Consider the following 5,103-nt stretch of genomic DNA (forward strand, 5'->3'; position numbering starts at 1 on the left):
ATCAACCATTTAATCCGCTTACCCGCTTTATTCAGTTCACATTATTCAGCCCACATTCTCATCAGGTTGCTTCTGGCTTTTAAAATATGCAGCCGCGCCTGTCTATTTTCTTCCGTGTCTGCCATCTGTTGCAGCGCCAGGTACAGATCAAACAGCGTGCCGCGATGCTCTTCAGAGCGAACCTGGCTCTGAATCCAACCAACGGCTGCGTATCGGACGCCGCGGGTGACGGGGGCGACATAGTGCAGTTCGCGAGTCGGATAAATGTAAACCGACCCTTGGGGCAATTTAATCACGTCGTCCCCATCGTGCTTCTGCAGGATCAGTTCGCCGCCATCGTAGGTATCAGGGTCGGACAGAAACAAGGTGAACGACAAATCCGTTCTGGTTGCGTGAATAAACGCGTTGTCGACATGAGAACCGTAAGTCATGCCCTCATCATAGCGACTGATAATGATGTTGCTGAGTTTATCTGGAAACGCCGAGTTGGTGACCATCGGATGCTTACGCAGCGCTTGTTCAACGAGCTTTGTTGCCGCAATGATTTTGGGCGACTTAGGGTCGGCCTGAAGGTTCTTTTTTACGGCGCGGGCAGTCTTGCCTGCTGTTTTTTTACCATCCACAAACAGGTCGTCGCTGAGGCTGTTCAGAACCGCAGTTACAGAGTGGACATCCAACAGATTATCTACGAGAATTGTCATGGTATCGAAAATGAGAACTGATCGTATATGCTATTGATAGTAGCATAAAGATGTATCCGCAAAACGAATTTTCAGGAGACCTGAGTAATGGGTAAGCGCAACAAACTGTGGAAAAGCATCAGTGTGATCGGCCTGGCCGGCGCAGCAGGCATGAGCTTGAGTGCTTGTACCGAAGAAGAAAACGAAGGCGAAGCGGCGGTTGCGCCGATTGAGACCTCCGTTGATGCCGTTGCACTTGCTGGTGAAGGCGAGGGTGAAGGCGAAGTGATCTCTGCCGGTGAAGGTGAGGGCGAAGGCGCAGCAGCAACAGAGCTGACGTCTGATGATCTTGCTTATCTGACTCACCTCAGCCTGATTAAGGGTCACCTGTATGTCGGCGCCGAGCTCTACAAGGCTGGCCATATCGAGCACGCTAAAACACACATGAAGCACCCAGAAAGCGAGTTGTACGCTGATCTGGTTCCTGCTTTAGAAGCACGTGGTACCGCTGGCTTCGCGAAAGAGCTGACTGCCGTATCCGATGCGGTTAATGAGGAAAAAGGTGTAGAAGCTGTACAGACTGCGCTGGATACCCTGCTTGCCGCTATCGACACCAACGCTATGGCCGTTTCTGAAACCAGTGCGACACCGGCAGAGAAACTGAAGCTGGTTGTACAGCTTCTGCGTACTGCGGCGGATGAGTACGCTATCGCAGTGGTGGACGGCAAAATGGAAAATGCACACGAATATCAGGACGCATTTGGTTTCACTACGATTGCCACCGACTTGGTTGAAGGCATTGAGTCCGATGAGTCAGCGGTAACCGACGCGAAAGCAGCTACTCTTGCCATTCTCGCCGATGTTAAGCCGCACTGGCCTGGTCTGATTCCACCAGAGACCCTGAAAACAGAAGCGGGTGCTCTGTACGGTGCTGCGGCGCAGATTGAACTGCTGGCACTCGGCCTGTAACAGACTGATCCTGCCGTTTTAAAAAGAAGGTGGAGCATGGCTCCACCTTTTTTTTGCTTGTTTGATACCATGACAGCATGAGTGGCATTTCTATAATTAGATTGGTGTGTTCCGCCGTGGCAGGTGTGCTATTAGTCAGCACGCCCTCTCATGCTGCCGACTATTCAGGCAATGGGTCCTGGCATCTTGGGGCTGCCTATGAAACGGCGACAATTGATCAGAATCTTCTTGATACCGGTGCGTGGTCGTCCACTTATCCGAGGTTAACGGTCGGTGGTACCGGGCCTATGAATGCGCGATTTGAAATCAGTTGGACGCGCATGAGAGCCGATCGGGAAGGTGCGAATATTGTCGGCCTCGATGGCGATGTCTGGTTACCCTATGCTCTGGATGGAGCCCCCGCCTCACGATTGCGGCCCTATTTAATCCTTGGGGTCGGCTATCACAGATACTATGGTGAGACGTCGGTACTGGACGAGGAAGGTGCTGACAATGGCGCGCGCAGTCTGAACGCTGGTCTTGCGGTGGTGGGTAACCTGACTCAGACGACAGAACTCGTCGCTACATTCCGTTATCGCTATCTGACATGGGACGCACCCGATGATGATCTGGGTGAATCGGTCAGTGCTGCCAATGCCACTATCACCAGTGTATCCTTCGGTATACAGCAGCTTTTTTAAACAGAGTAGTTACATGCATAACCCATTTGAACCTTTAGCCTTCCGGGCCATGGTAACTCCTGATTATCCGGCGTTTTATGATGGTCAGTCGACACTGAATTATGCACAACTGCATAAAACCGTTGTGCAGGTATCAGAAAAGTTGGCGGAGGCCGGAATTGGCTCTGGTCATCGCGTGTATCTGCTGCTCCCCGAGAATCTGGCGTTTATTGCGACTATGGCGCTGTTTCATCGCGCCGCAGTCAGCTGCCTCGGAATCGCTGGGACTGATATCCCAGAGCAGCCAGAGTTCGATTTTGTTGTCTCGCTGAAAGCCGATAAAGATGTCAGTGGCATTCGTAACATTGGCCTCAGTCAGGACTGGTTTAATGAAGCTCGTAACATGCCGGGGCTGGAGCCGATGCAGGACTATTCTTCTGCGGAGGATATCTGTCGCATTATTCTGACCAGTGGCACCACCGGAAAGCCGAAAGCAGTAGGGCTGACGCCGGCAATGATAGAGCAGCGTCTCTATCGTAATCATCTGGTCTGGGGAAGTGCGACGGGGCATGATCTCAATCTGATGGGGCACTCCAGCATTGGTGGCTTCATGGGGTCATTGCAGACAATACAGGCGGGCAAGGTAGTGCTCCTGCCTGCGAGCGCCGAAGCGTTTGCCAAAGCGATCCGTACTTTTTATGTCACCTCTATATTAAGTTCCTCTACGGCACTTTTCCGCCTTGTGAACTCAAATGCGCTGTCAGCCGCTGACCTGAATGGTGTCCGCGAGATTCGTCTGGCGGGTAGTGCTTTGTCACCGGGGATGATCCACCGAATTAAACAGGTATGTCCTCAGGCGCGTATCTTCAATGTTTATGGCTCTACCGAAGTCGGTGCGGTTGGCATGGTTCAGGTGACCAGGCCGGAACTGGTCTGGAAAACAGCGATTGTTCAGCCGGGAGCGTCAGCGGAAGTCGTTGATGATGAGGGGAGAGCAGTACCGGACGGAACCGAAGGTATTGTCCGTGTACGCAGCTCAGGGATGGTCAGTGGCTACATGGCGGGCAGCCCGGACAACAATGAATTCAGGGGTGGATGGTTTTATCCAGGTGATCGCGGTGCATTCCGTGAGGGGGCGCTTTGCCTTACCGGACGTGAGTCTGAGGTTGTGAATCTTGGCGGGGTAAAAATAAACCCCGCCGAAATAGAGGCCGTGGCCGAGCAGATGTCAGCACTGATTGATGTAGCTGCCTGTCAGGTTGAGCGTGCAGATAACTTGGAGAAACTTGCATTGGCCTATACAGCCGACAGTACAATTCCGGTGTCGGAGATTGCCGAGTTCATGAAAGCCCGAATTGATGCGTCGCTCGTTCCGACAGAATATTTCCAGTTGAAAGAGATTCCTCGAAATGCCATGGGTAAAGTAAAACGACAGGAACTGAGCCGCAACCTGAGCGCTGTGCTGCGCTCAGGTAGCTAGCAAGGGGGCTTACCAGCTCTTGTATGGCAGGAATTTGCCATTCAGCGTGAGAAGAACACGGTCGCCTTTTGGGTCTTCGATTTTGTCGACTTCCATGGAGAAGTCGATGGCGCTCATGATGCCGTCGCCAAACTTCTCCTGAATGACTTCTTTCAGCGTGTCACCGTAGACGCCAACAATTTCGTAGAGTCGGTAAATCAGAGGATCGGTTGGGACGGCCTGATCCCATATTTTGGTTGGGTATGCTTCCAGCGCGGTGGCCATGCTTTGGTCAAATCCCAAATACTCTGCAATGGCCGCGGCCTTTTCGGCAGGGGCGCTGTTCATGCCCAGGCAGGCAGACGTCAGCCAGACAGGAGACATTCCAAGATCCGCCCCCATTTGTTCCCACGTCAGTTCTTTCTCAATTTTACGGGCGATGATCGCCTCGGTCATTGTTGCTTTATCCATCGTTATCCCCTGTCAGAATGGAAGCACGAAAGCCCTGTGTGAGCCGTTTCGGTGCATTATCATTGATGAAGTTCCCGTTTCCGGGAGCCTTAGGGGTAAGAGCAACTCTGGTGCCAGAATCTTACTGATGTGGTTTATGAATGTAGCTGACGAACATATCTTCGCGCAGCGGGCGGCTGAACAGGTAGCCCTGATAGTTGCGGCAACCGTGATCTTTCAGATAGGTCTGTTGCTGATCGGTCTCGACGCCTTCAGCGATAATATCCATATTCAGGTTCTGCCCAAGCTGGATAATCGCGTCAACAATACTGGCGGGTTCATTATCCGGATTGATGTCCATCACGAAGGCCCGGTCGATCTTGAGTTTATCGATCGGAAGTTTCTGCAAGTAGCTGAGAGACGAATAGCCTGTGCCAAAGTCATCCAGTGCAAAGGTGTATCCTTTGCCGCTCAGGCGCTGCATTTTTTCCCGAATGAGATCTTTGTCTCCCATAAACAGGCTTTCAGTCAGCTCCAGCTCCAGCACGCTGCTGTCGATGTCACAACTCTTAATAGTTTTGTCGAGCTTGGCTTCGAAGTCCGGGTCCATGAACTGGGCGGGACTGATATTTACTGCCAGACGTCTGAAGCTTGGTGGCAAGGATTTATTTCGTATCCACTGGCGTAGTGTCTGGCAGGCATGGGTCAGAACCCAATCTCCCAGCGGCAGAATCAGATTGGTTTCTTCAGCGGCGGCAATGAATACATCGGGATAAACGGAGTGACCATTGTTAACCCAGCGGCATAACGCCTCCGCTCCGGTGACTTCACCCTCTGCGTTATGCTGCGGCTGGTATACCAGAGTGAAGCCGTTATCGCGGATGGC

The 5,103-nt window shown here is 52.3% G+C and carries 6 protein-coding genes; 3 read left to right on the forward strand and 3 right to left on the reverse strand.

The genetic code is table 11. The annotated features are described in order from the left end of the window. Window positions 1-41: 41 nt before the first annotated feature. A complete protein-coding gene (locus tag B2067_RS12780) occupies window positions 42-701 on the reverse strand; it encodes a Fe2+-dependent dioxygenase (protein ID WP_068436084.1) in 660 nt (219 codons plus the stop codon). 87 nt (window positions 702-788) lie between these two features. On the opposite strand from B2067_RS12780, the gene B2067_RS12785 reads away from it, so the two are divergent. The 3 genes from B2067_RS12785 to B2067_RS12795 all read left to right on the forward strand — a co-directional run bounded on the left by B2067_RS12785 (window position 789) and on the right by B2067_RS12795 (window position 3,788). After that, window positions 789-1,649, forward strand: coding sequence for a hypothetical protein (locus B2067_RS12785; RefSeq protein WP_068436868.1), 861 nt, complete (start codon window positions 789-791; stop codon window positions 1,647-1,649). 116 nt (window positions 1,650-1,765) lie between these two features. After that, the gene (locus B2067_RS12790; RefSeq protein ID WP_273088001.1) at window positions 1,766-2,329 is read left to right on the forward strand and encodes a hypothetical protein; all 564 of its coding nucleotides are present in this window, start codon (window positions 1,766-1,768) and stop codon (window positions 2,327-2,329) included. 13 nt (window positions 2,330-2,342) lie between these two features. Further along, a complete protein-coding gene (locus B2067_RS12795) occupies window positions 2,343-3,788 on the forward strand; it encodes a class I adenylate-forming enzyme family protein (protein ID WP_301388698.1) in 1,446 nt (481 codons plus the stop codon). A 9-nt stretch (window positions 3,789-3,797) separates the two neighbouring features. On the opposite strand, the gene cynS is transcribed toward B2067_RS12795, so the two are convergent. Continuing rightward, window positions 3,798-4,238 carry a cyanase gene (gene cynS, locus B2067_RS12800; protein ID WP_297531356.1) on the reverse strand — a complete coding sequence of 147 codons (441 nt, stop codon included), beginning with the start codon at window positions 4,236-4,238 and terminating at the stop codon, window positions 3,798-3,800. A 121-nt stretch (window positions 4,239-4,359) separates the two neighbouring features. After that, a partial coding sequence (locus B2067_RS12805; RefSeq protein WP_301388699.1) for a putative bifunctional diguanylate cyclase/phosphodiesterase occupies window positions 4,360-5,103 on the reverse strand: 744 nt, incomplete at its 5' end.

It is taken from the genome of Thalassolituus sp. UBA2590 (assembly GCF_002339775.1).
Classification (GTDB): domain Bacteria; phylum Pseudomonadota; class Gammaproteobacteria; order Pseudomonadales; family Oceanobacteraceae; genus Thalassolituus.